Source organism: Maribacter algarum (ex Zhang et al. 2020) (assembly GCF_005885635.1).
GTDB classification, from domain to species: Bacteria; Bacteroidota; Bacteroidia; order Flavobacteriales; family Flavobacteriaceae; genus Maribacter_C; species Maribacter_C algarum.
Genome location: NZ_VATY01000004.1, coordinates 45905 through 69431 on the forward strand (window position 1 = coordinate 45905; position 23527 = coordinate 69431).

Genomic DNA, 23527 nt, shown 5'->3' on the forward strand with positions numbered 1-23527 from the left:
TTGAAAGATTCCCGTCTTCACGGGAATGACAATAAAACATTTTTAATAAAGCACTCTAAATTTAATCGTGTTCTCGATTTTCTTTAAAGCCTTGATGACATCTTTATTATATTCCTTATCTAAATCAGTGATTACATATCCCACCTCATTATCCGTAGAAAGATATTGTCCTGAAATATTCATTTCATACTTGGCCAAAACCTCGTTGATTTTCGCCATGATACCCGGAACATTTTTGTGAATATGTAAAAAACGATGGGCTTTATTTTGTTTTGGAAGTCGAATATTTGGAAAGTTCACGGCATCAACTGTGCTTCCTGAATTTACATAATCCATAATTTTGTTAGGTACAAAATCTGCGATATTACGTTGCGCTTCTTCCGTACTACCGCCCACATGCGGGGTTAAAATCACATTATTTAGGCCTTGCAGTTCGGTATAAAATTCTCCATTGCTTCTTGGTTCTTCTGGATATACGTCAATAGCAGCACCAGATAGTTTACCAGATTTCAAAGCAGCAGCCAAAGCGGGAATATCAACAACAAATCCTCGGGCGAGATTAACAAAAATGGCACCATCCCGCATCTGATTGATTTCACGTTCGCCAATATAGTTTTTGTTCGCTTTATTATCATCAATGTGAAGGGTAACCACATCAGAAACATTTAATAAATCTTCTAGGGTATTGCACTTAATAGCATTCCCGAGGGCCAACTTATCATCAATATCATAATAATAGACACGCATTCCTATGGCTTCTGCTAAAACAGATAGCTGTTTGCCGATATTTCCATAGCCAACAATACCTAAGTTTTTCCCACGAACTTCTCGCGAACCTGCTGCAGTTTTTTGCCATTGTCCGTTGTGGATCTCTGTACTTCTCGGAAAGACACTACGCATGAGCATGATAATTTCTCCAATTGCCAATTCCACCACAGAACGTGTATTACTATAGGGTGCGTTGAAAACAGCAACACCTTTTCTTTTGCAGTAATCTAAATCTATTTGAGTAGTACCAATGCAAAAGGCTCCGACAACTAACAATTTATTTGCTGCTTCAAGTACCTTTTTAGTGACTTGTGTTTTGGATCGAATTCCTAAAACATGTACGCCTTTGATTTTTTTTATCAATTCTTCTTCAGAAAGACTATGCTTCACCAGTTCTACAGAAAAACCATCTTCTGAAAGATTATCAAAAGCAGCCGGATGTACATTCTCCAACAACAAAATCTTAATTCTATTTTTTGGATAGGAAATGTTTCTAGGTAAGTCATTCACAAAAAGAAACTCATCCAAATTTGGAGTAACATAATCTGCATTATTTGCAGCCTTATCTCGATGAACATTTTCGGTATAAGCGAAGAACTTATCTGCTATACCTGCTTCGCGCATCACATAATCACTGTACCCGTCACCAATAACCTGCACTTCCCCATCCAAATTCATTTGCTTAAGGCACTCTATTTTGCCGTTGTGCTGCGAAAGAGGGTTTCCCTCATCAAAACCAACAATATTTCCTTCTTCGTCAAACTCAAAAGTATTTGCATATACGCGGTCAGACGGAATATTATACTCTTCTACAATGGGGTCAATAAACTCTTTAAATCCGCAGGAAATTACATAAATATCATCTGAGAATTTTTCAAAGAACTCTTTATTTGATTCGATAGACTTTGAAATTTTCTGACGTAGTTCAGCAACTAAACCATCTAAGTCACTTTTGTTAGCGTTTAACAATTTGATTCGTCTTTCTAAAGATTCTGTGAAAGATATATCCCCATCGATTCCTAAGTTGGTAATGTTTTGAATTTCCTCAATAATTTCTTCACGTTTCGAATTTCCCTGTAAGGTCATTTCAGCCAATACATCAAGTGCCTCTACCCTAGTTAATGTACTATCAAAATCGAAAACATACTTGCGCGCCACGTCTATCATTTTAAAGTATAATCTTTCATTAAAGTTTCCCTTCTTTATCAAAATAAACCTACTATTCGAAAGGCAAATTCAATGCAAATGAGGGAATGAAGTTAAATAAAGCCTTAAAAGTAAAAATTAATTTCGATGGATTTTGGGTAATGTTATTAAAAGTTATCCCCGTAACTAATTGAGCTCGTGGAATTACAGAATCCATTTTTAAAGGACACCTATTTTATCAATTTCGTAATTGAAATGTACCTAGAGAAAGGAAATAACCGCTTTAGAAAACGCTTCGGTTTTATAAGTACCATTATGGTCGCCTTTTATAATTTGTAGTTTACTCTTCGGAATTACTTTTGATAAAGCAGCAGCATCGCCATTGTCCCTGTCCTCATCTCCCACAAGAACCATTACCTTTGCTTTGATGACCTGAAGCTGCCTTTTAGTTGTAACGGATTGATGCTTTTGCTGCAAATACAAACATTTTAAATCAGCTCCAATAGATTTTGCGTATTCCACTGCGCCCTTTGTCTCTTCGGTTATCTTTCCGTCAAAGGCATCTTTAAAAATAATGCGTCGATGCCAATTCGGGTTGGTAAAATCAATCCCCATTCCGCCTAGAACCGCCTTTTTGATTCGACGGGTTTTAGTTAATAGTTTCGCCAAAACAATACTCCCACGGGAATAACCAACAGCGTCATATTTACGAATTCGTAGTTCGGCCATTAAGAAAAGTAGGTCCATAACCTCTGCATCTTTGGAATAGGCGTCTTCATCGTGAGGTTTATCTGAGTCCCCGTTCCCACGTAAATCGGGAACAATTACACGATACCCTTTTGCTAGTAAATCTTTTTTCAAGGCCGTCTTATCCCAAGATTTTCGCGTGTTGATAAAGCCGTGAATCAGCAGTATTGGCTTTCCTTCACCCTCATCGGTATAGGCAATTTTGGTATCATCAAAAGAGTTAAAGTATTTTGTCTGGCCCGACATGGCAATGCTAAATAAAAGTAGGGCAAGTAATAAAATTTGACGCATTCTTATTCTATTTTTCTTGTCATTTTCTTAATGTATGCTACCTCCCCTTCAGAAAAAGGTGTTCCATCAAGTCGTAATATATCATGGTGCCAAAGCTTGGGTTCAGATGTAAAAGTAGAATCCCAGCTCTTCCACGGGTAGATTGTATTTGTTTTTCCAGCTACAAACCCCCAGTTGATAGCAGCAATTTTGTTTTCTTTCAAAATAGACATAACCGTCTCGAAAGTATTTCCTGTGGCGCGTGCTAGGTATTCGGTACATAACAAAGGGCGCTCAAATTTTTTGAGTTCTGCTATTTTTTGTCCTACACGGTTCATATCGCCATCATAGGTATGAAACGAAATAACATCTGAGTTTTCAATCATATAACGGTCCAAGGCAGGCAAACTATCCAAAGTACCCCAATGGTCTATATTTCCTCTCCAAATACCTGTAGTCAAAGGTTGTTTCGGATTTACTTCACGAGACCATCGCATTACTTTTTTGAGCAATTTAAGGGAATAATCATGCTTGTTCTCAACCTCTAATTCCTTTCTTCCTGGTTGACCAGCTACGTTATCGGGTTCGTTGTAGACATCCCACACAAGAACCCTATCATCATTTCCAAAACGAGTTAAGACTCCTTTGATATAGTTCTTTACTTCATCATGACGTGTGGAATCTCCTAATATTTCAGCGCCAGGAGCCTGTACCCAACCAGAATTATGTACGTGGGGAATCGGTTCCGGTTGTTTCCCTAGTTTCGGAATCGGGTGCCATACATCATCCAATAAGACGAACATCGTTTTTATTCCGTGGGAATCTGAAATTTTCAGATATTCTTCCAAGTGATTTAAAAAGCCAAGGGAATCTTGCTCCCAAAGTAAATTATGCAAGTAAACCCGATGTAGATTCATCCCTAAATCAGCCGACCATTTCAGTTCCCTATCGATGGTTTCAGGGTCAAAAGTATCGGCTTGCCAAAACTCTAATTGGTTTATAGATGAACTTGGGTTAAAGTTTGTTCCCACGAGCCAGGGTTGTTTGTCATACCATTCCCAGGCCTTTTCTTTTGACCATCTTTCTGCAAGAACGGTTTTAATTTCTTCAGATTTTATTTCTTTCTTTTTCTCCGCACAAGAAAAAACGATTATTGCTATGGTTAAGAGTAGAATCTTCTTCATGACCTATTCATTTTTGATTATAAATTAATATAAACGATTCCTGTTATTATGGCAATTCCGAAGCTTATCAATGTACCAATTAAAATATATTCGGTCAATTTTCTGCTATTGCTTTCCTTTAAATCATTAAAACGAAAAACCGATTTAGCCGTAATTAGAAGGCCGATTGCACCCCACTGGTCAAGGATAATAAAGGCCAATACAAACAAACGTTCAATAATGCCAATATACTTCCCAGCATTTGGTAAAGATTTATGGTCCATTTCTAATTGTTTGGACATCTGCTCTAAAAGTTTGCTCATTATTATGGCTGCAGGAAAACTCACAAATACTGCTGCTGTAATCAAATTCCAATCCAAAAGTTCAAAGAACTCCAGCGTATGCATCCACAAATTGTCAAAATATGCGCAGCAATATAGTATTAGGATATGTAAAACCTGGTCAATAAAAAATGGTATGCTCTTATTTTTAAATAATGGGTTGACATATAATTTTATCAAGTCAATAAGATAATGTGATACTAGAATGACAATGGCGATTTTCCAATAGCTTAAATCCCATAGCAAAAGCATGGTTGCCGCAAAATGAATCAGTACATGAAAGTATAGGTACTTCGACGACGCTTTATTTTTTTCTTTGTGGAGCACCCATTTGTTGGGTTGCACTAGGAAATCGCCAATTAAGTGTGCTAAAAACAGTTTTGTGAACAAAATCATGGTTTCATTCTTTTTACGGTTTGAGGGTAATATTCTAATAGTTGTAGCACCAAATCCAATCGCGCTCTTTTTTGCCGCTGACTTACGGCAGACTGTTGAATACTGAGCTGTTCAGCTATGTCTTGCTGTGAGGTTTTAGGATGAGCCAATACTATCGCAATAATCTCCGCGGAAACTGATGTCCATTCATCCATGAAATCAAGTGCAAGCTTAATCATTAAATTAAGACTTTGGTCTTCTTTTTTATTTCCCGTAGCAATAGCTAAGTTTAATTTTTCCTCTTTCAAAGTTTCAAAAGTGCGCCCTGAGCGCTGATGCGCCGTTCCATTAGATTCACTAACGCTAGAACCTTTGAAACTCTCAGAACCTACACCAATGGCCATACGAACGTCTAAATCTTTAATCGATTTTACAACGGCCTTTATTTGCAAAGCTGCCCATAGCGCTTTCTTAGGAGCTATCTTAAGCTGAAATTCATCACCCCTATAAATCTCCCAATCACTAGGGGTTTCACCCCATTTCGAGAACTGTTTTTTAAGTACATCAATCCATTCGGAAGCCTTGTGCCCCTCTGAATTAATAATATCCCCTGTAATTATTGCTATCATAAAATATAAGCTAAAACGCTAATATATGAATATATAAGCTAATTCGCTAATAATTAATCAATATAAGCTAATTCGCTAATAATATGTAGTTATAAGTCAATCAGCTAATATTTTAAAACCACCTACGCACCAAAGTGCAATATTGTTTGTATTCTTTATTGAATAGTTTCGACAACATCTCCTCTTCAGGAATTATCTGAAAAGCATTCATATACCCCACAAAACCAGCTGCCATCAATACATTAAAAGCATTTCCTAACCACAAACCCCAAGCGAGAAGCGCTAGTAAAAGTCCTAAATACATCGGATTTCTCGAAAATTGATAGATTCCAGAAGTTACCAATTTTGAAGCCCTTGAAGGTGCGGTAGGGTCCACTGTTGTTTTTGATTTGAAGAATTGAAGAATTGAGATAAAGCCAATGCATCCGGCAATTGCTAATAAGCCATACATCAAATATTTTCTTCCGAAGAAATCAAAATAGCCCACAGGAAGAAAACGAGCTAGTAGGTACATCAAAGCTCCAAAGGCCATAAAAACAAGAACAGGTGGTACTTTCAGTCGCATAGAAAACTTTTAGAGCTCCTAAAATTACTACTTTTGAACTCAGTTTTACACCCTGAACTTCAAATACATGAAATTAGTCTTTGCTACCCATAACCAAAATAAATTCGAAGAGGTCAAAGTATTACTTCCGCCCTATATAGAATTAGTATCATTAACCGATATCGGATGCTATGATGAAATACCAGAAACTTCAGAAACACTCCAAGGAAATGCACAAATAAAAGCTGATTTTGTTACAGATCATTATAATTTACCATGTTTTGCAGACGACACCGGACTCTTAGTTGACGCTTTAAACGGAGCTCCAGGGGTATACTCAGCACGTTACGCAGGTGAGCAGAAAAATGCTGAAGACAACATGAACAAATTGTTATCGGAATTAGAAAATAAAGACTCTCGTTCCGCGCGTTTTGAAACAGTTATTGCCTTGAACTTAAAAGAACAAAATATACATTTCACAGGGGTTGCTAAAGGGCAAATTACCAAAGTTAAAAATGGCCAAAAAGGTTTTGGTTATGACCCCATATTTCAACCCGAAGGCTACGAAAAAACCTTCGCTGAGCTATCATTAGAAATCAAAAACACAATTAGCCACAGAGGCAAAGCTATTCAACAACTAGTTACATTTCTACAAAAGCAGTCATATTAATAAATTAGAAGTATCTTTGCCGCTTCAATTAACGCCGCTGGTATAGCATGTGTTGCGCCGAGTAAATAGGTTATATCGATAATCGCTCTATGCAACATCCGTATTTGCGATTAAAGTATAACTTATCATGACAAAATTTGAAGCACTAGGGCTTGACAAGTCCCTATTAGATGCTATTGCCGATTTGGGATTTGAAAATCCTTCTGAAGTACAAGAAAAAGCAATCCCGATTTTATTAGAAACCGAAACCGATTTGGTCGCGCTCGCCCAAACTGGCACAGGAAAAACTGCAGCTTTTGGTTTTCCATTAATTCAAAAAATAGATAGTAATAGCAGAACTACACAAGGATTGATTCTCTCTCCTACTCGTGAGCTTTGTTTGCAAATTACTAACGAACTCAAGCTCTATTCGAAGTATGAAAAAAACATAAACACTGTTGCCATCTATGGTGGCGCCAGTATTACTGAACAAGCACGTCAAATCAAGCGCGGAGCACAGATTATTGTCGCTACTCCCGGTCGAATGAAGGATATGATCAACCGTCGTTTGGTTGATATATCTAAAATTGATTACTGCGTGTTAGATGAGGCCGATGAAATGCTCAACATGGGCTTTTTTGAAGATATCAAAGACATTCTATCGAACACTCCTGATGAGAAGTCTACGTGGTTGTTTTCGGCTACAATGCCCAAAGAAGTATCGATAATTGCAAAAAAATTCATGTATAGCCCTCAAGAAATCACTGTTGGGACTAAAAATGCCGGTACTTCAACGGTACAACATGAATATTATGTGGTAGGTGGGAGAGATCGCTATCCAGCCTTAAAGCGATTGGCAGATACAAATCCTGATATATTTTCAGTAATCTTTTGTAGAACTAAACGGGATACGCAAAAAGTAGCAGAAAAACTAATCGAAGACGGATATAGCGCAGGTGCGTTACACGGGGACCTGAGTCAAAACCAGCGGGATTTGGTGATGAACTCTTTCCGTAAGAAACAGATTCAAATGCTGGTGGCGACAGATGTCGCTGCACGTGGAATCGATGTAGATGACATTACCCATGTTATAAACTATCAACTTCCTGATGAAATCGAAACCTATACTCACCGTAGTGGACGAACAGGAAGAGCAGGAAAATCTGGAATTTCAATGGTTATAGTTACCCGCAGTGAAATGCGAAAAATTAAATCCATCGAAAATAAGATTCAACAGAAATTCATATCTAAGAAGATTCCGACAGGAATGGAAATCTGTGAAATTCAGCTATATCACCTAGCAAACAAAATCAAGGATACAGAAATCAATGAAGACGTAGAAGGGTATCTACCCGCTATTAATGATGTATTGAAAGATGTCGATCGTGAAGAATTAATTAAGAAAATAGTATCCGTAGAATTTACGCGTTTCTTTAATTATTACAATAAAACTCGTGATTTAAACCAAGATTCCGGAGATCGAGGAGGAGACAGAAGTCGAAGAGGAGGTGAGGCCCCAAGTTCAGGCTCGGTACGTTACTTTATTAATGTGGGAGAAAAGGATGGATACGACTGGATGTCGTTAAAGGATTTCTTGAGAGAAACCGTAGGCCTTGGTAAAGATGATGTCTTTAAGGTTGATGTAAAAGATAGCTTTTCTTTCTTTAATACGGATGCAGAAGTTACTGAGAAGATTTTAGCCACCTTTACGGACCTTAAAGTAGAAGGAAGGTTCGTTAATGTCGAAGTATCTAAAAACCCTGGAGGGGGTGGTGGTAGAAGAGACCGCAACAGAGGTAAACGAAGTGGTGGTGGCGGAGGCTTTCGAAGAGATCGCGGCAAAAGCGGCGGCGGAAGCGGAAGAGATAGAAGCAAAAAAAGAGACCGAAGCTACGGCAAAAGTGAAAATTCTGGAAACAGAAGAAGCAAACGCAAAAAAAACGATTTCTTTTAGTTAATTCTATATTAAAAAATACGCTTCGGCGTATTTTTTTATTTTGTTTAGTATCTTTAAAATTGGATTTTAATTGAATGCAGAAAAACCTACTCCTTCTTTTTATATTTTTTAATTTCTTCGGATTCTCCCAAGAGGATGAGAAAAGTAAGGAAAATCGTGAGTTTAAAGCTGTGGTCGTCAATGCGCAAACTGATGACACCATGGAAAGCGTTCACGTGGTAAACCTTAATCAAGTTATTGGCACGATTACCAATAAAAAAGGTGAGTTTGCTATTACTGCCGCCGTAAACGACACACTATATTTTTCTTTTTTAGGATATAAATCACAAAAGATTCGAGTAACTAATGACATGTTTAAGTTTGAGGACACCAAAATATCGCTTACAGAGCTCGCTTATGCACTTGAAGAAGTAATTGTAAGGCCATACCAATTAACGGGTTACTTGGAGATTGATGTCAAAAACCTTCCGATTAATAATGCGTATCAGTATAGTATTTCGGGACTTTCAGTAGGTTATGAAGCCGGAAACAAAAACCCTAGTGCAGTGACCAAGGTACTTGGTGCAATTCTTAATCCCGCCGATTTATTACGGAACCTCTTTGGAAAGAAACCGGCGCAAATGCGAAAATTAAGACAGGTAAAAGAAGATGATGAAATTCGAAATTTACTTGCTTCTAAATTCGACCGAGAGACCTTAGTCGAACTTCTGCAACTGGAAAAAATGGATATAGAAGATATTCTGAACAACTGCAGTTATTCAAAATCGTTCATTAAGACTGCAAATGACCTTCAAATTCTTGATGCCATAAGTGGGTGTTATGAGGATTATAAGGTTTTAAATAGAGATAAAAGGGGCAAGTAACCTTTTGGCTATTTAATGAAATCATATTCTTTTCTAAATCTATTGAATTCAACTCTCCTGATTATCAGCACTTCATACCCTATTAACACTGATAGAAATAAATTTTCGAATGACAGCTTCATTTTATAGCTTTAGGAAAAATAATTTCAAATGAACAAAAGGCTAGCAGCAATCATAATTTTATCCATTCTCATCTCCTGTAAAGAACAACAAAAAGCCCCCGAAAAACAGGAAATGGTGAAAAAAGAAATTATTGAAGAACCTCAGAAGCAAGTCCCTTTTGTATGGCAAGGCGCCAATATCTATTTTTTGCTTACCGATAGATTTCACAATGGAAATGTCAAAAACGACACCACTTTAAACCGAAGAAAAGAAACTGGAGTTTTGCGCGGATTCATGGGTGGGGATATTGCAGGAATTACAGAAAAAATTAACGAAGGCTATTTTACCGAACTAGGAGTAAACGCCATTTGGTTTACTCCGGTAGTTGAGCAAATTCATGGAAGTACGGATGAGAGCACTGGAAATACATATGGTTATCATGGATACTGGGCAAAGGATTGGACGGCCCTAGACCCAAATTTTGGCACAAGAGAGGAGCTTGAAACCATGGTTAAAACCGCACACTCAAAGGGAATTCGCGTCTTGATGGATGCTGTCGTAAATCATACGGGCCCTGTAACTGATGAGGATCCTGTATGGCCTAAAGAATGGGTTCGAACCGACCCGACTTGTCAATTCACAACTTATGAGAATACTACTAGATGTACTCTTGTAGATAACTTACCAGATATTTTGACTGAATCTGATGAAGCTGTGGAGCTTCCAGATGCCTTGTTGGCCAAATGGAAGTCAGAAGGTCGGCTGAGCAATGAATTAGATGAATTGGCAGTCTTTTTTGAACGCACAGGATACGCCAGAAGTCCTAGAGCATATATAATTAAATGGTTGACGGATTATGTAAAGGACTTCGGAATTGACGGTTATCGCGTAGACACCGTAAAACATGCTGATGAAAAGGCTTGGGCGGAATTATACAAAGAAGCCTCCTACGCTTTCGAGGCCTGGAAAAAGAAAAACTCTAAAGAAGTATTAGATGAAACACCGTTCTATATGGTTGGAGAGGTATACAACTATGGAGTTTCTGGCGGAAGAGAGTTTGATTTTGGAGATAAAAAAGTAGACTATTTTAACTACAGTTTCGACGGACTTATTAATTTCGATCTGAAGAATGATGCAAAAAATGACTATGAAAGTATTTTCAAAAAGTACAGTTCTCTTTTGAATACAAAATTTAAAGGGAAAGGTTTCGTCAATTACCTAACCTCTCATGATGATGGGCAACCTTTTGATAAGGAGAGAACCCAATCCTTTAAGACAGCAAATGTGCTTCTTTTGACTCCTGGAACTTCACAAATTTATTATGGAGATGAGAGTGCCCGTGACTTGACCATAGAAGGTACAGAAGGTGATGCAACCTTGCGTTCCTACATGAATTGGGATGATGTTGCAAATACCGATAGTACTAAAACTATTCTAGCACACTGGAGAAAGTTGGGTAAATTTAGAAATAATCACCCCGCCATAGGTGCAGGAAAGCATAAGCGATTAGGCAAAAAGCCATATGTATTTAGCAGAACTTATGTTAAAGATGACTTTAAAGATAAAGTTGTGGTGGGATTGGATTTACCAAAAGGAAAAAAATCGCTTTGGGTTAAAGGCTTTTTCGGAGATGGAACCAAACTCTACGACACCTATTCTGAAACGGAATTGATAGTTGAAAACGGGAAAGTCACTCTTGAAAACGATTATGACATTGCCCTTCTAGAGCTGGTTGAATAAATTATGCTTGTGAGTGTAATGCAATGCGATTCCCTTCGGTATCTTTTATCAAAGCCATAAAGCCATGTCCTTCTCCTATTTGCGTTTTGGGTTGTACTATTTCCCCATTAGCACCTTCTACCCTACTCAATTCAGTAGAAACATCTTTACATGAAAAATAGATTAAAGGTCCATCCGTCGCGCTTGGCTTGTACATTTCATGCTGTACCAATGAACCTGTAGCACCTGATTTTTCTGGGTCATGAGGAAACCATCCCATGAGTAAAACACCAAATTCATGAACACTTATGGAAATATCAAAGACGGACTCATAAAATCCTTTGGCACGATTCATATCAGTCACCGGAATTTCAAACCATCCTACCATAGGTATATTAATTTTCTAAAACTTCTTTAAGACTGGCCATACCCTGTTCAAAATCCGGTCCAACCATGCTATCCATACTTTTGAAAAGAGAGAATATTGTCATCGGAAATTTATTCTGTCCAGAAAAACCCCAAATTACTTTTGTGCCGCTGACTCCAGCATCTTCAACTTTCATATAACAATCTGAAGTTGATTTAAACGGCTTAAAAAACCGCAATTCTGAATCTATACGCTCGCCATCTATAATCTTTTTTATTTCCTGCTCCCCTTCTCCAACATCCTTATTACCGTTCCAATAGCTAACGCAGCCTATTTCACCATCGGTTCCCGTAAATTTTTTTTCCATATTTGGGTCTTTTTTGGCCCAAGGCGACCAATCATCCATATTTTTTAAAGACCTTAAATAATTAAAAACCTCACTTTTAGGCTTTGAAATCTCAATAGAACGAAAGACATCATAAGTTTTAGGGGCAATAAGGGATAAAATAAGTACAAGAATAACTATCCCAGCTAGGATGTAAAGTAGTGTATACATTTGTTTATCAATTGATTGGTTGTCCTTAAATGTAATGAAAAAAATTATTCAGATGCTTCGTATCGTGTTAAAATATCATTGATACTTTTGATGCTTTTTTTAGACCAATCCAAACGTTTTTCCAATTTTTCAGCTGGAGTTAAACCCCAGTCTATATCAGTCTTTCTAAGTTTAGTGACCAATTGTTGTAATATAATAGCGGCTGAAACAGAAATATTCAAGCTCTCTGTAAAGCCATGCATTCCAATTTTAAGAAAACCATCGGCTTGCTTTAAAACGGATTCGCTGAGTCCATCTTTCTCCGTACCGAAAAACAATGCAGCTCTACCATCTATCTTGAAATCAGGTAATAAACAATCGTCAGCATGTGGTGTGGTGGCTATTATTTTATAACCCTGTTTTCGAAGTGTTTCGATACAACTGCCTGAATTGGGATAACTATACACATCAACCCATTTTTCCGCACCCATAGCAATTTCCTTGTCCAGTATTTTTGCATTTTTATTTTCGATAACATGGGCTTCCTGAATTCCGAAAACTTCACAACTTCGTATGACCGCACTAGTATTGTGTTTTTGATATACATCCTCAATAGCAACGGTAATGTATTTTGTGCGCTCCTCGAGAACCTCTAAAAATCGCTCTTTGCGCTCTTCAGAAATAAAACCTTCCAAATATGCCAAAAGTTGCTGGTCAATCATCTTTCGAATATAATCAAAATGGCTATTTTTAAACTAATGAAGAAAAAAATTGTAATACTTACTGGCGCTGGAATCAGTGCCGAAAGCGGAATCAACACATTTCGTGATGCTGGTGGTTTATGGGAAGGTCATGATGTGATGGAAGTTGCTTCACCGCAAGGGTTTTCTAGTAACCCAGAACTAGTACTTGACTTTTACAATCAAAGAAGAAAACAGTTATTCAAAGTAGAACCGAATCCCGGACATCAATCTTTAGTAAAACTAGAAGAACATTTTGATGTTCATATTGTGACTCAGAATGTAGATGATTTACATGAAAGGGCCGGCAGTTCAAATGTACTCCATCTGCATGGTGAGCTCCTCAAAGTCCGCAGTACAAAGAATGAAAACGAAATTCTAAGATGGAAAAAAGACTTAAAACTAGGTGACACTTGTTCGAATGGCCACCAATTGCGACCTCATATTGTTTGGTTTGGAGAACAAGTTCCTTTGTTAGACGAAGCTATTAAGATTACAGAGATCGCAGATATCCTAATTATTATTGGAACTTCAATGCAAGTATATCCTGCTGCGAGCTTGATAAATTTTGTTTCCTTAGAGACACCAATTTATTTCGTTGACCCTAAACCAAGCGTGAATGCATCCCAGTACCAGAACCTAAGCGTTATTGAAGAAACCGCTGCAAGGGGATTGCCTACTTTGGTTGCTGATTTAATTGGTACAAGGCTCTAGTTTGTTGAACCCAAGCTACTATTGCGTTTCGTTGCTCAGCTGTCAATTTGGCCTCCTCATGAGTCCAAGTATATTCTTTTAATGGCATTTCTTCTTCTTTCACCTCCTCGGCGATTTCCTCGAGCTTATGGTCCTTTTTCTTTATATCGTAAGTCTCCCAATCCGAAAAATTCAGATGTTTTTTACCATCTTTGATATGATTTGACAACCAATATGAAACTGGGGCTACATTGTTATACCATGGGTACTCCGTATGGTTACTATGACAATTATAACAAGTCTGTTGTAAAATAATTTTAATCTCAGCCGCAGGATTAGTTTCTGTTAAAAATTGAGCCGTATGATCGCCCTGTGCTTGATTTTTTTCAGGTCTGTAAAATTGCATCGCAATGAATGCAATCAAAAGAGCGACTGCCACTTTTTTTACTATTTTCATCTTTAAAATTTGAGGTGTTCTAAATTACAGATTTTTATGAACAAAGAACAATTGTATGATGCATTAGATTACGTAAACCATTCACGAGAAAAGCGAATGGAAATGGCAATGCTGATTTCAGAAAACCCACAATTAATAAAACCCTTATTGGAAATTGCTTTTGAGGACAAAAATCCGATTTCTTCAAAAGCCTGTTGGGTAATGGAGTTTACCGCTAAGGAGAACCTTCCTTATTTATTTCCGTATCTAAACCAATTTACAAAAGCTATCGGTTTACTTAAGCTAGACTCATCTGTGCGACCCATGGCTAAAATATGTGAGTATTTAATAAAAGGGTATTTTCAAAAAAAACATGAAGACGTTAGAACGGCCTTAAACGAAGTACATCTTGAAGAAATTACGAGCGCTTGTTTTGATTGGCTCATCGGAAATCATAAAGTCGCAGCACAAGCCTACTCCATGACTTGTTTACTTTTACTGGGGAGAAAATTCGACTGGATTCATCCTGAACTTAAAATGACTCTAGAGAAAAACTATGCAGCAGGAAGTGCCGCATATAAAGCCAGAGCAAGAATGACTTTAGAAAAGATTAAGAATTAGTAGTTATTTCAAGAGTTTTTAAAAGGTTAAACGAGCTTTTTAAACTTGAACTTTTTTTAATCCTTATCTTTGCATCTTTCGAAAAATAACCAATTCCGCATAAAATGTCATTAGACCCATTGAACGCTATTTCTCCTATTGATGGACGTTACCGCAGCAAAGTAGACAATTTGGCTCCTTTTTTTTCAGAGGAAGCTTTAATCAAATATCGGGTCAGGGTAGAGATTGAATATTTTATTGCGCTTTGCGAAATTCCATTACCTCAGCTTGAGACTTTTGACAATTCAAAATTTGGAGTATTACGAAAGATTTATGAAAATTTTAATTCTGAGGATGCGCAAGCCATAAAAGACATTGAAAAAGTGACCAATCATGATGTCAAAGCCGTAGAGTATTTTATCAAAGAAAAATTTGACGCTTTAGGATTTGAGAAATTCAAGGAATTTATTCATTTCGGATTGACTTCTCAAGACATTAATAATACCGCGATTCCTCTTTCTTTAAAGGAAGCAATGAACGAAGTTTACGTTCCTGCATATTTTCAAATTCTAGAAAAATTAAAAGAATTAGTTTCTGAATGGGCTGACGTTTCCATGCTGGCTCGCACACATGGCCAACCGGCATCCCCTACTCGATTAGGAAAGGAGATTGATGTTTACGTCCAGCGATTAATAGAACAATTCAATTTATTAAATGATATCCCAAGTGCTGCGAAATTTGGTGGGGCGACTGGCAACTATAATGCGCACAAAGTTGCTTATCCCAATATAGATTGGAAAGCTTTTGGTCAACAATTTGTTCAAGAGAAGTTAGGATTGCATCACTCCTTCCCTACCACACAAATTGAGCACTACGATCATATGGCCGCTTTGTTTGATACTTTAAAGCGTATTAATACCATTATTCTAGATTTAGACCGTGATTTCTGGACTTACGTTTCCATGGACTATTTTAAGCAAAAAATTAAAAAAGGAGAAGTTGGTTCTTCAGCCATGCCGCACAAGGTAAATCCGATTGATTTTGAGAATTCCGAGGGAAACCTTGGTTTGGCAAATGCTATTTTTGAACATTTATCAGCCAAACTACCTGTTTCAAGACTACAACGAGATTTAACGGACAGTACTGTTTTGCGTAATGTAGGTGTGCCCTTCGCCCATACTATGATTGCTTTCCAGTCAACTTTAAAAGGACTGAACAAACTGCTTCTGAATGAAGAAAAGTTCAAGCAAGATTTAGAGAATAACTGGGCCGTTGTAGCAGAGGCAATTCAAACTATCTTAAGAAGAGAAGGCTACCCTAATCCCTACGAAGCTTTGAAAGGGCTAACACGTACAAATTCAAAAATCAATCAAGATTCAATTGCAGATTTTATAGATACATTAGTGGTATCCGAGGAGATTAAAGCAGAGCTCAAAGTGATTACTCCGAGTAATTATACAGGTATATAGATTACTCAAATTCAAAAATAAAAAAGACCGCATCAAAGCGGTCTTTTCATTTTATATAAATTCATCAAGGTAATTATCCTTCTTTCTGAATTTCAACAGCATGTGGATAAGGAATTTCGATACCAGCTTTATCAAGGGCTAACTTGCTACCTTCAACTGTTGCGAAGAAAACATCCCAATAATCTTCTGGTTTACAAAAAGGCCGAACCGCTAAATCAACAGAGCTTTCGCCAAGGTTTGCTACATTTACAGAAGGCGCGGGGTCTTTGAGTACTTTAGGGTTTGAAGTAAGCACTTCTAGTAATACTTCTTTCGCTTTTTTCATATCCTCATCATACCCAATGCCTACCATCGTATCTACTCGAATTTTACCTTCTGCCGTGTAATTGACGATATTTCCATTACCCATTGCTCCATTCGGAATAATAGCCAATTTATTATCAGGTGTTGTCAACTTTGTAGTAAAGATTTCGATTTCTTTGACCACTCCTGTTACTCCTTGTGCCTCAATAAGGTCTCCAATTTTAAAAGGTTTGAAAATAATTAAGAGTACTCCTCCAGCAAAATTTGCCAAGGACCCTTGAAGTGCCAAACCAATAGCCAAACCTGCCGCGGCAATTATAGCAGCAAAACTAGTGGTTTCTACCCCAAGTTTGGAGATTACCATTATAATTAGGAAAATTTTAAGTGCCCAGCTTACTAGGTTTAACAGAAACTTTTGGAGCGCTTCATCGTATTCTTTTTTCAGCATGACCTTCCTCAATACTCCGGTTAATTTTTTGATTACCCATGAGCCAATAATGTAAATGAGAATTGCTCCAATAATTTTGGGGCCATATTCTGTTGCAAAATTAATTGCTTTGTCAATCCATACCTGTGTGTCTTTCATAATGAGGGAATATTAGTTAATGTTTATACCCACAATATAAGGATTAGATTGATTAATACTAAGCGTAAATGAATGTAATCTTCCCTAAAAAAAATTAAAACAGAAAAACCCGCCTACAGTATTCGCGACGGGTTCTTATTTTATTCTTATTTGATACTATTATCCTTTCAGCAAGCCTTCTAATTTTTCAAATCCTTCTCCTTTATAATCTGATTTTTGAATTGCCTGAAGTAATTGCATCATATTTGCCGGGTTCATGTCTTTGCCTAACACACGAATTAGGGCAAAGCCTTTTTCTTTATTGTCTCCATAGATGATTACTTCATCAATGGCATCTTCGTCACCTAAGTACTTTACTGTGGCCTTACCATAAGGCGTATTCATTTTCATAAGCTCTGTAAAGTCAGGGTTTTTCAAGATTGTCTTAACACTTGTTTTCTGCGCACTATACTCTGAAGTGTTTTCAGTTGTCTTTTTAAAAGCCAAAACATCTAATTTCTTTAAAGAGGATATCGCCTCTTTTTCTTTAGTGGATAATTCAACTTCTTCAAGATTCAGTAGACTGACTGGTACATCAAACGACAAAAAATTCGGATTTTCCGAATTGTCAACATAATATTCTTGAAGGCTTTGTGTGCTAGAACAACTGGCCATTGTCACTACTAGGGTCAACACTAATAATCGTACAATATTTTTCATCTTAATTCTTCTTTTCATTAGCAAACAGTTTGCAGTTGCAGTGCACAGTTTTTAATCTGTTTACTACAACTGTTAACTGAATATCTTATTAGTTTCTAATTACGTTCTGCTTTCTTCAAATCATCAGGCAAATTCATTTTATTGGTGATTGCCCCAATTTTGTTCAAATCGATATCACCCGTCATTGAAACTAAGACAGTTTCAAATTTTCTACCGTTGACATCTAAATCTACATCTTTCATGCCTGAAACGAACATCAATAACTCTCTAACGTGATCTTCATCTTTACCACTTTTGATATAGAACTTTACGTTTACATCTTTGTCTTTAACACGCATTAGTTCCTCCATTGAAGATGATTTCAAGTATTTTTTCACTGTAGATGCCATACTAGAGGAAACTCCTTTGTCTTCTGTGATAAATACCTTAATTCCATTGATACCTTTAGCTACCTCGGCAAATTCCCGTGCTTCTTCGTCATCAGTCATGCTTCCTATTTTGCTGACCAGGTCTATCATTCCTTTGTTGACCACTACTGTGCCTACATTATCCATATCCTCGTACTTGTCGAAGATAGATTGTGAAAATCCAAATAATGGTAAAATTGCGATTGCTACTACTAAACTAAGTTTTCTCATGACTGTTTTGTTTTTTGCCCTGCCCCGATGCTTCTGGGGTTTCAAGGTCTGATTAGGATTAAATTAGATGCCGAAACCAGTTCGGCATGAATTGATTGATGATAATTATATACTGCTCACAGCAGCTATTTACGGTTTACTTGTTATTCTTACCGGCTTTATTCAATTCTTCCGGAAGGTTCATTTTTTTGGTAAGTGACCCAATTTTATTCAAATCAATATCTCCCGTTAAGGATAATAATACAGTTTCGAACTTTCGCCCATTCACCTCAACATCTACATTCTTCATACCTGTAACGAACATCAATAATTCGCTTACATGATCTTCATCTTTTCCATTTCTTATGTAAAACTTGACATTGGCATCTTTGTCCTTTACACGCATTAACTCTTCCATCTTAGAAGATTTCAAATACTTCGTAACCTCGCCTTTCATATCTGCTGAAATCTTTGGGTTTTCAGTGATAAAAACTTTGAGACCACTTAAGCTTTGGGCCATATCCATATATTCTTGAGCTTCCGGATCGTCCACGTCAACATCCATCTTAGCTAAAAGATTGAACATGCTCTTACTTACTACCACGGCACTCACATCATCTAAATCTTCGTATTTATCGAAAATGCTCTGTGAGAACCCCGTTAAGGGGATAAAGGCCATCACTATTATTACTACTAACTTTTTCATTTTTTTAATTTTAATTGTTTCTGAGGGATTTTACTATTTGTTATATACTTTTTGTTTTGTTTCTTCAAATTGATTCAGGTATGCCACTTTTTCAGTACCACGATTGAAATTTTGTGCCAATAGGGTCATTGCCTTCTTTGTTTCTTGATAGGCATATTCTGCTTCTCGCTTTTCTTGGTAACTCTTACCAAAATAGATGCCAAACATGAGAAGCCCTACTGCAGCTACCGATAACCATTTATAGTTGAATCGTCTTTTTGTAACGCTAGCGATCGTATCTAAGGGGACTTGCTTGGTGAATTTCTCCTCTTTAGCATTAGAAAAATATTGAAACATGGGCACATACTGCTCTAACTCAGGAGTAACACCTCCTTTTGAGAAATAAGCCCGAAGTGTATCTTCTTCCGCAACCGTGGTAGTTGCTTCAAAATACTTTTCTACTAGTTCTTTAATGTTATCCGATTCCATAACTATGTTTTTGTGTCAATTTTTCTCTAACTGTTTTTCTTGCTCTAGATAAAGCTACTCGTACTGCTGTTGGTTGCATATCAAGCATTTCTGCAATCTCGTCATAATCATATTCCTCTACATCCCGCAATTGCAAAACCATTTTTTGTTGTTCAGGTAGCTCTTCCATAATCCGTTCTACCCAGCTTACACTGTCTTTTGCCTCTATTTGTTTTTGTAAAAGGCTTCCCTTTTCTTGGTAATTGCTATGAACTAATTTTAAATTCCCCGCTTGCTTAGATTTCAATCTGTCTAGGCAAAAGTTCTTTGTCATAGTCATTGCAAAAGCCTCAACGTTTTTATACTTCTCGAAAGAGGCGTTTTTGTTCCAGAGTTTCAACAGAATTTCTTGTGTTGCATCTTCAGCTTCCTCAGTAGAAACAAGCAGACGCTTTGCTAGCCTATAGAGCTTATCCTTAAAAGGCATTACTACATTTAAAAATTCTGACTGCTGCATTTTAGTTGGTATAGTTTTGCAAGCTGTTTTAACCGTTTACATAAGGAAGACGAAGTACAACGATTTTTGTTACAATAAATTTTTTATTCTTGTCAATGTCCCTATTTTAGGGACATATTATAACAATTCTAAAAGTACCTTTTGTAAAAACCAAAATCAAAATTAAGCATGAAGAAAATGTGGTAGGGTATTTGTTATGTAAATTGTTAATTTATTGAGTAAACCATAAGCTGCTTGTAATTTTTAGTCACAGTAGCGACTTAACTAAAAAAGAAAATGAAAAAGTACTTCCTCCTATTGTTGGCCTTGGGGCTTATTATTTTTAGCTGTGAAACAAATGATGATCCTATATCTCCTCCTGAAACTTCAGAGGAGATGCCAGAAGAAGAAACCCCGGTTGTAAAAACGGTCGCCGATTATCCTGTACAAGATTTTATGTGGAGAGCTATGAACATATATTATTTTTGGCAAGAAGATGTTGCTGATTTAGCTGACAATAGATTTACAGGTCCATCAGACCCGGCCTATGTTAATTTTCTAGGTTCATCAACAGACCCAGAGGACTTTTTTTTCAACAAACTATGTAATGAGCATGAGAATGTTGTTGGAGGTAACAACGCTGTAGATAGATTTAGCTTCTTAAGTGAAAATTACAAAGATATTGTTCAGGGGTTTGCAGGGGTGTCCAAAAGTAATGGTGTAGAATTCGGACTAGGTAGAATTACTGATTCAAGAGGTCTTTTTGGTTTCGTTAGATATATTGTGAAGGGCTCTGATGCAGATACTAAAGATATTAAACGTGGTGATATTTTCATTGGTGTAAATGGCACGGATTTAACCATAGACAATTACAGAGACCTTTTATTTGGGGAGGAAGATACCTATACCCTAAACTTTGCAACCCTGGCAAATGGTACGATTGCTCCAAACGGGAGAGAATTATCACTTACAAAACAAGAAGGTCTAGTTGAAAATCCAATTCTAGTAAATCAGGTTATTGAACACAATGGAATCAAAGTTGGCTATATGGTTTATAACCAATTTGCAGGGAATTCTGGCGAACCGTTAAACGAAGCTTTTGGAGAGCTAAAGGCGCAGGGTATCAATGAATTAGTACTAGACTTGAGATATAATCCCGGAGGCTTTGGATACATTACTCAAATCTTGGGAAGTCTAATCTATGAGGCTAATCCTGATAAAGTATTTTATAACAGAAGATTTAATAGCAGACTGGAAGAAGCTTGGGATGTAGTAGGCGGTGACAAAACCAATTTCGTTGCGGATACTGGCACCAATGATGGTAATAGTAATATTCCTTTAAATAGTCTTAATTTGAGCAAGGTTTATATTATAGCTACACGGAATTCTGCTTCAGCCAGCGAACTATTAATGAACGGTCTAAGACCTTATGTTGAAGTAGTTCATATTGGTGAAAGGACAGTCGGTAAGAACCAAGGGTCTCTCACCTTAGTTGATAGTCCATCTACTGGTTTTGGCTACGACCGTGATAGAGAAGATGAAATAAACCCCGATAATCAATGGGCTATTCAACCAATTGTAAGTCAAACTGAAAATTCAGAGGGCTTCGGGGATTACTCTGCAGGCCTTGTACCAAATGTTGAAATCAGTGAAGATCTTAGTCAACTGGGTAGTTTGGGTGATCCAAACGAACGCCTATTTGCTAGAGCTTTGGAAGAAATAGATGCGTCAACCAGTAAAAAAGATTTTACATCCGTGTATCCTGTGGACTTGTTTTCTAGCTCATCATTGCAAAAAGCAAAAGGTGGGGAGCTAATTTTTAAAAATATCCCACTCATATCAAAACAAAAGGCTGACACAGGCACCAAATAGGGTAGATTAAAATACTATTCTAAATGGTGTATGACCCTATCAAGGATTTTCGTGTACCATTATTTCAAATTTACCCTAACTTTGAAACATCGGAAAGTAGGGGTTTTGATTTGTATCGGACGGTATTTAGCATTACAAATTATCGAGAATGAAATATTTAAAAATAAGTACGCTCCTATTATGTTTTATTGCGTTCTCATGCAGTAAAAATGATGATAATGCTGTTGCAAACAACCCTGATAGCACGCCTCCTGCCACTCCTACTCCAGTTGTTAAGTCCGTTGCGGACTACCCAGTTCAAGATTTTATGTGGAAGGCCATGAATACCTACTATTTTTGGCAATCAGACGTTTCAGATTTAGCAGATACCAAAGACGATGTGACTTCTGATTATGTTGACTTTTTATCAAAGGAATCGAACCCGGCAGATTTTTTCTTTAAATTATGCAATCAGCATATTGATATTGTAGGAGAAGCAGCAGCAATTGACCGGTTCAGTTTTCTACGAGAAAACTACAAGGACTTAGTGAATGGATTTGCGGGCATTTCGAAAACCAATGGCGTTCGCTTCGGAACAGCTACATACGGTCCAACCAATAATGATGTTTTTGGCTTTGTACGATACATAATACCTGGGTCAAATGCCGATGGAAAAGATATTAAACGAGGTGACATTTTTACAGCAGTAAATGGCATAGACTTAACTCTTGACAACTATATCGATTTACTTGGTAATAGTGGTTCCGAAACCTATACTTTGAATTTTGCCGACTTGGTAGATAACACAATTGTGCCTAATGGGCGTGAACTAAGTTTAACCAAAGAGTCTGGTACACAGAGAGATCCTATTTTCATTAATAAAATTATTGAACAAAATGGATTGAAAATCGGATACTTCATGTACAATCAGTTTATTTCTGAATATAATGAACAATTAAATGAAGTTTTCGAAACCTTTAAAGCGGCTAATATTGATGAACTTATTCTTGATTTAAGGTACAACCCAGGAGGAGCAACAGACTCCGCCCTACAAATGGCTAGTTCAATATACTCTACTGATACGAGCCAATTATTTGCGAAGGACAGAACAAATTCCAAATTGGCAAACACTTTTTGGGCAAGCAGTTTTTATTTTGTGGATGAAACATCAAATGGAACACCTATAAATTCTCTAAACTTAAACCGGGTTTATGTGATTACTACTGGTTCCACAGCCTCTGCCAGCGAATTTTTAATCAATGGTTTAAATCCGTATATGGATGTAATCCAAATTGGAGACGCAACAGCTGGAAAAAATGAGTTTTCTTTCACCTTAGTTGATGATGCGGCATACGACTTCCTGTACAATCCAGATCGAGAATCCAATATCAATCCTAAAAATCAATGGGGTATACAACCTATTTTAGGCAGAGCTCAAAACGCAGCTGGATTCGAAGATTATACCGCTGGTCTAATACCAGATAAGCCAATTATTGAAGATATTGCCAATATGGGCATTCTTGGAGATCCCTCAGAGCGTTTGTTAAATTTTACTTTGAACGAAATTTCTGCAACGAGTTCTAAAACAAACTTCGATGCGGTTTTTCCTGCTAATATAATTAACAGTACTGAAGAAATGGAATATCCTGATGGTATGATGTCATTGAACGGACTAATTAATCCAAAATCAATTTCCGACAACAAATAGC

25 protein-coding genes are annotated in these 23527 nt (G+C 37.1%); 9 read left to right on the forward strand and 16 right to left on the reverse strand.

The window, feature by feature from the left end:
* Positions 1-42: 42 nt before the first annotated feature.
* The 6 genes from serA to FEE95_RS17315 form a co-directional block, all read right to left on the reverse strand.
* Entirely contained in the window at positions 43-1935 is a 1893-nt protein-coding gene (serA, locus tag FEE95_RS17290) for a phosphoglycerate dehydrogenase (RefSeq protein ID WP_138659278.1), read from the reverse strand.
* A gap of 240 nt (positions 1936-2175) precedes the next feature.
* Complete coding sequence (locus FEE95_RS17295) at positions 2176-2952, reverse strand: alpha/beta fold hydrolase (RefSeq protein WP_138659279.1); 777 nt, start codon at positions 2950-2952, stop codon at positions 2176-2178.
* A gap of 2 nt (positions 2953-2954) precedes the next feature.
* Complete coding sequence (locus tag FEE95_RS17300; RefSeq protein WP_138659280.1) at positions 2955-4115, reverse strand: cellulase family glycosylhydrolase; 1161 nt, start codon at positions 4113-4115, stop codon at positions 2955-2957.
* Positions 4116-4132: 17 nt separating this feature from the next.
* Positions 4133-4831: a DUF3307 domain-containing protein gene (locus FEE95_RS17305; RefSeq protein WP_138659281.1), complete on the reverse strand. Its 699-nt coding sequence runs from the start codon at positions 4829-4831 to the stop codon at positions 4133-4135.
* On the reverse strand, positions 4828-5439 hold the full coding sequence (locus FEE95_RS17310; protein WP_138659282.1) for a SatD family protein: 612 nt from the start codon (positions 5437-5439) through the stop codon (positions 4828-4830). The genes FEE95_RS17305 and FEE95_RS17310 overlap by 4 nt, the downstream gene beginning before the upstream one ends.
* Positions 5440-5551: 112 nt before the next feature.
* On the reverse strand, positions 5552-6004 hold the full coding sequence (locus tag FEE95_RS17315; protein WP_138659283.1) for a methyltransferase family protein: 453 nt from the start codon (positions 6002-6004) through the stop codon (positions 5552-5554).
* Positions 6005-6071: 67 nt separating this feature from the next.
* Here FEE95_RS17315 and FEE95_RS17320 point away from each other — a divergent pair, with 67 nt between their 5' ends.
* The 4 genes from FEE95_RS17320 (at position 6072) to FEE95_RS17335 (ending at position 11294) form a co-directional block, all read left to right on the forward strand.
* Complete coding sequence (locus FEE95_RS17320; protein ID WP_138659284.1) at positions 6072-6653, forward strand: non-canonical purine NTP diphosphatase; 582 nt, start codon at positions 6072-6074, stop codon at positions 6651-6653.
* A 127-nt stretch (positions 6654-6780) separates the two neighbouring features.
* Positions 6781-8586 carry a DEAD/DEAH box helicase gene (locus FEE95_RS17325; protein WP_138659285.1) on the forward strand — a complete coding sequence of 602 codons (1806 nt, stop codon included), beginning with the start codon at positions 6781-6783 and terminating at the stop codon, positions 8584-8586.
* A gap of 77 nt (positions 8587-8663) precedes the next feature.
* Positions 8664-9452, forward strand: coding sequence for a carboxypeptidase-like regulatory domain-containing protein (locus FEE95_RS17330; protein ID WP_138659286.1), 789 nt, complete (start codon positions 8664-8666; stop codon positions 9450-9452).
* Positions 9453-9602: 150 nt separating this feature from the next.
* Entirely contained in the window at positions 9603-11294 is a 1692-nt protein-coding gene (locus FEE95_RS17335) for an alpha-amylase family glycosyl hydrolase (RefSeq protein ID WP_138659287.1), read from the forward strand.
* Between the two features lies 1 nt (position 11295).
* Here FEE95_RS17335 and FEE95_RS17340 read toward each other — a convergent pair whose 3' ends face one another.
* The 3 genes from FEE95_RS17340 to FEE95_RS17350 are packed head-to-tail and all read right to left on the reverse strand — an operon-like array spanning position 11296 to position 12897.
* A complete protein-coding gene (locus tag FEE95_RS17340) occupies positions 11296-11661 on the reverse strand; it encodes a VOC family protein (RefSeq protein WP_171037079.1) in 366 nt (121 codons plus the stop codon).
* A 7-nt stretch (positions 11662-11668) separates the two neighbouring features.
* A complete protein-coding gene (locus FEE95_RS17345) occupies positions 11669-12196 on the reverse strand; it encodes an SRPBCC family protein (protein WP_138659289.1) in 528 nt (175 codons plus the stop codon).
* Between the two features lie 44 nt (positions 12197-12240).
* Complete coding sequence (locus tag FEE95_RS17350; RefSeq protein WP_138659290.1) at positions 12241-12897, reverse strand: TrmH family RNA methyltransferase; 657 nt, start codon at positions 12895-12897, stop codon at positions 12241-12243.
* A gap of 36 nt (positions 12898-12933) precedes the next feature.
* On the opposite strand from FEE95_RS17350, the gene FEE95_RS17355 reads away from it, so the two are divergent.
* Positions 12934-13629, forward strand: coding sequence for an SIR2 family NAD-dependent protein deacylase (locus FEE95_RS17355; RefSeq protein ID WP_138659291.1), 696 nt, complete (start codon positions 12934-12936; stop codon positions 13627-13629).
* Here FEE95_RS17355 and FEE95_RS17360 read toward each other — a convergent pair.
* On the reverse strand, positions 13592-14065 hold the full coding sequence (locus tag FEE95_RS17360) for a heme-binding domain-containing protein (protein ID WP_138659292.1): 474 nt from the start codon (positions 14063-14065) through the stop codon (positions 13592-13594). The genes FEE95_RS17355 and FEE95_RS17360 overlap by 38 nt on opposite strands.
* 36 nt (positions 14066-14101) lie before the next feature.
* Between FEE95_RS17360 and FEE95_RS17365 the strand changes: the two genes are divergently transcribed.
* On the forward strand, positions 14102-14665 hold the full coding sequence (locus tag FEE95_RS17365) for an adenylosuccinate lyase (RefSeq protein WP_138659293.1): 564 nt from the start codon (positions 14102-14104) through the stop codon (positions 14663-14665).
* Positions 14666-14769: 104 nt separating this feature from the next.
* Positions 14770-16113 carry an adenylosuccinate lyase gene (purB, locus tag FEE95_RS17370; protein WP_138659294.1) on the forward strand — a complete coding sequence of 448 codons (1344 nt, stop codon included), beginning with the start codon at positions 14770-14772 and terminating at the stop codon, positions 16111-16113.
* Positions 16114-16186: 73 nt separating this feature from the next.
* On the opposite strand, the gene FEE95_RS17375 is transcribed toward purB, so the two are convergent.
* From FEE95_RS17375 to FEE95_RS17400, 6 genes are all read right to left on the reverse strand, one after another.
* Positions 16187-17002, reverse strand: coding sequence for a mechanosensitive ion channel family protein (locus FEE95_RS17375; RefSeq protein WP_138659295.1), 816 nt, complete (start codon positions 17000-17002; stop codon positions 16187-16189).
* A 159-nt stretch (positions 17003-17161) separates the two neighbouring features.
* On the reverse strand, positions 17162-17719 hold the full coding sequence (locus tag FEE95_RS17380; RefSeq protein ID WP_238474612.1) for a DUF4252 domain-containing protein: 558 nt from the start codon (positions 17717-17719) through the stop codon (positions 17162-17164).
* A 77-nt stretch (positions 17720-17796) separates the two neighbouring features.
* Complete coding sequence (locus FEE95_RS17385; RefSeq protein ID WP_138659296.1) at positions 17797-18339, reverse strand: DUF4252 domain-containing protein; 543 nt, start codon at positions 18337-18339, stop codon at positions 17797-17799.
* Positions 18340-18475: 136 nt separating this feature from the next.
* Positions 18476-19024, reverse strand: a complete 549-nt coding sequence (locus FEE95_RS17390; protein ID WP_138659297.1) for a DUF4252 domain-containing protein — start codon at positions 19022-19024, stop codon at positions 18476-18478.
* A 33-nt stretch (positions 19025-19057) separates the two neighbouring features.
* Positions 19058-19492 carry a hypothetical protein gene (locus FEE95_RS17395; protein ID WP_138659298.1) on the reverse strand — a complete coding sequence of 145 codons (435 nt, stop codon included), beginning with the start codon at positions 19490-19492 and terminating at the stop codon, positions 19058-19060.
* Complete coding sequence (locus FEE95_RS17400) at positions 19479-19988, reverse strand: RNA polymerase sigma factor (RefSeq protein ID WP_138659299.1); 510 nt, start codon at positions 19986-19988, stop codon at positions 19479-19481. Before FEE95_RS17400 ends, FEE95_RS17395 begins: the two co-directional genes overlap by 14 nt.
* Before the next feature lie 276 nt (positions 19989-20264).
* Here FEE95_RS17400 and FEE95_RS17405 point away from each other — a divergent pair, with 276 nt between their 5' ends.
* The gene (locus tag FEE95_RS17405) at positions 20265-21839 is read left to right on the forward strand and encodes a S41 family peptidase (RefSeq protein ID WP_138659300.1); all 1575 of its coding nucleotides are present in this window, start codon (positions 20265-20267) and stop codon (positions 21837-21839) included.
* Positions 21840-21987: 148 nt separating this feature from the next.
* Complete coding sequence (locus tag FEE95_RS17410) at positions 21988-23526, forward strand: S41 family peptidase (protein ID WP_138659301.1); 1539 nt, start codon at positions 21988-21990, stop codon at positions 23524-23526.
* Position 23527 lies beyond the last annotated feature (1 nt).

Coding starts and splice junctions, on each gene's coding strand:
- FEE95_RS17315 (WP_138659283.1), bottom strand. CDS start 6,004: ATGCGACTGAAAGTACCACCTGTTCTTGTTTTTATGGCCTTTGGAGCT.
- FEE95_RS17295 (WP_138659279.1), bottom strand. CDS start 2,952: ATGCGTCAAATTTTATTACTTGCCCTACTTTTATTTAGCATTGCCATG.
- serA (WP_138659278.1), bottom strand. CDS start 1,935: ATGATAGACGTGGCGCGCAAGTATGTTTTCGATTTTGATAGTACATTA.
- FEE95_RS17390 (WP_138659297.1), bottom strand. CDS start 19,024: ATGAAAAAGTTAGTAGTAATAATAGTGATGGCCTTTATCCCCTTAACG.
- FEE95_RS17355 (WP_138659291.1), top strand. CDS start 12,934: ATGAAGAAAAAAATTGTAATACTTACTGGCGCTGGAATCAGTGCCGAA.
- FEE95_RS17335 (WP_138659287.1), top strand. CDS start 9,603: ATGAACAAAAGGCTAGCAGCAATCATAATTTTATCCATTCTCATCTCC.
- FEE95_RS17365 (WP_138659293.1), top strand. CDS start 14,102: ATGAACAAAGAACAATTGTATGATGCATTAGATTACGTAAACCATTCA.
- FEE95_RS17345 (WP_138659289.1), bottom strand. CDS start 12,196: ATGTATACACTACTTTACATCCTAGCTGGGATAGTTATTCTTGTACTT.
- FEE95_RS17375 (WP_138659295.1), bottom strand. CDS start 17,002: ATGAAAGACACACAGGTATGGATTGACAAAGCAATTAATTTTGCAACA.
- FEE95_RS17300 (WP_138659280.1), bottom strand. CDS start 4,115: ATGAAGAAGATTCTACTCTTAACCATAGCAATAATCGTTTTTTCTTGT.
- FEE95_RS17305 (WP_138659281.1), bottom strand. CDS start 4,831: ATGATTTTGTTCACAAAACTGTTTTTAGCACACTTAATTGGCGATTTC.
- FEE95_RS17350 (WP_138659290.1), bottom strand. CDS start 12,897: ATGATTGACCAGCAACTTTTGGCATATTTGGAAGGTTTTATTTCTGAA.
- FEE95_RS17320 (WP_138659284.1), top strand. CDS start 6,072: ATGAAATTAGTCTTTGCTACCCATAACCAAAATAAATTCGAAGAGGTC.
- FEE95_RS17400 (WP_138659299.1), bottom strand. CDS start 19,988: ATGCAGCAGTCAGAATTTTTAAATGTAGTAATGCCTTTTAAGGATAAG.
- FEE95_RS17385 (WP_138659296.1), bottom strand. CDS start 18,339: ATGAGAAAACTTAGTTTAGTAGTAGCAATCGCAATTTTACCATTATTT.
- FEE95_RS17330 (WP_138659286.1), top strand. CDS start 8,664: ATGCAGAAAAACCTACTCCTTCTTTTTATATTTTTTAATTTCTTCGGA.
- FEE95_RS17310 (WP_138659282.1), bottom strand. CDS start 5,439: ATGATAGCAATAATTACAGGGGATATTATTAATTCAGAGGGGCACAAG.
- FEE95_RS17325 (WP_138659285.1), top strand. CDS start 6,781: ATGACAAAATTTGAAGCACTAGGGCTTGACAAGTCCCTATTAGATGCT.
- FEE95_RS17405 (WP_138659300.1), top strand. CDS start 20,265: ATGAAAAAGTACTTCCTCCTATTGTTGGCCTTGGGGCTTATTATTTTT.
- FEE95_RS17395 (WP_138659298.1), bottom strand. CDS start 19,492: ATGGAATCGGATAACATTAAAGAACTAGTAGAAAAGTATTTTGAAGCA.
- FEE95_RS17360 (WP_138659292.1), bottom strand. CDS start 14,065: ATGAAAATAGTAAAAAAAGTGGCAGTCGCTCTTTTGATTGCATTCATT.
- FEE95_RS17380 (WP_238474612.1), bottom strand. CDS start 17,719: ATGAAAAGAAGAATTAAGATGAAAAATATTGTACGATTATTAGTGTTG.
- FEE95_RS17340 (WP_171037079.1), bottom strand. CDS start 11,661: ATGGTAGGATGGTTTGAAATTCCGGTGACTGATATGAATCGTGCCAAA.
- purB (WP_138659294.1), top strand. CDS start 14,770: ATGTCATTAGACCCATTGAACGCTATTTCTCCTATTGATGGACGTTAC.
- FEE95_RS17410 (WP_138659301.1), top strand. CDS start 21,988: ATGAAATATTTAAAAATAAGTACGCTCCTATTATGTTTTATTGCGTTC.